Annotated in this window: 2 protein-coding genes; one reads left to right on the forward strand and one right to left on the reverse strand. The window is 45.1% G+C overall.

Going from position 1 to position 1010, the window contains the following annotated elements:
* Nucleotides 1–150 (forward strand): topoisomerase DNA-binding C4 zinc finger domain-containing protein (locus tag OH459_RS27990; RefSeq protein WP_269989879.1); only part of this gene is annotated, 150 nt, incomplete at its 5' end.
* Nucleotides 151–432: 282 nt separating this feature from the next.
* Here OH459_RS27990 and OH459_RS27995 read toward each other — a convergent pair.
* On the reverse strand, nt 433–918 hold the full coding sequence (locus OH459_RS27995; RefSeq protein ID WP_269989877.1) for a hypothetical protein: 486 nt from the start codon (nt 916–918) through the stop codon (nt 433–435).
* Between the last annotated feature and the right edge of the window lie 92 nt (nt 919–1010).

Genomic DNA, 1010 nt, shown 5'->3' on the forward strand with positions numbered 1-1010 from the left:
ATGAAACCGGTACCGAAAGTGTGTCCAAACTGTCAGTCTGTCCTTGTAAAACGAGTGGCGAAACGAGGAGTAAATAAAGGGAAGGCATTCTATGGTTGCACTTCGTTTCCAACGTGTCGATACACGATTGATTATTCAAAGCCTAATTAGCGATGCTGCTCCTAAAAGGCGTCTGATTAATGAGCGGTAATTGGCGTGTTTTACCGAAAAACAAAAAAGGATAAAGACAGTCTGTGGGCGGCTTTTCACATCCTTGTACGTCCCTATAGCTGTACTCAATGCTCTCACTTTAACCCACAGCTCGAAAAGCCGCATCGCTAGTTTAAGAGGCTTCTAGAGCACCAACAAGTGGGTATTGTCGCCATACTTTGAAGTTATAGCGAGCCTCCCAAAACAGGGATAGGCTACTGATAATTCGAGGGATAACGTTTGTTATCTTGGTTTGGCTATTTTGTTACTTTCGGTTGCTTGCCGCAATACTTGCCAAATGTCGGGTAAGCGGTGACCTAGCCTTTGTAACGTCATCACAATTTGAGACTGGTGATGCTCATCCTTTGGTTCTCCATGACCAAAGCGCAACTCTTTACAGCGCTGAGCTTGTGCTAGATGGTCAAAATCAGCCGTCAACTCTAACAAGGCTTTTTCTACTTGCCGGTAGTTAAAGCAACCGGTCGACAAGGTTTGCGCGATGATACTCAGCCCTAAGTGCATCGACATCATTTTTTGCAGCTCGCGCTGAATATCGGCACTATCATCAATGCGGTACTGCTCGTAGAAGGGGACTAAGTGCGGATATATGTGTGATGGCTTTAGGTTTGACATTAGACGCTGGCGGACGACTAAGGACGAGGCGTTAGGATGGCGTTCTAAAATATGTTCGATGCGACGCTGTAATTGTGCATCATTGAGTTTTCCCATCTCTTCCCAGCGTTCAGCATTCAGATAACGTCATTTTGCCATATTGCGTCTCAAGCTTGACCAAGTATTTTGAGAGTTGTGTCGTATAATGA

Source organism: Vibrio sp. MM46, assembly GCF_027587135.1.
In the GTDB taxonomy this organism is placed as follows: Bacteria; Pseudomonadota; Gammaproteobacteria; order Enterobacterales; family Vibrionaceae; genus Vibrio; species Vibrio harveyi.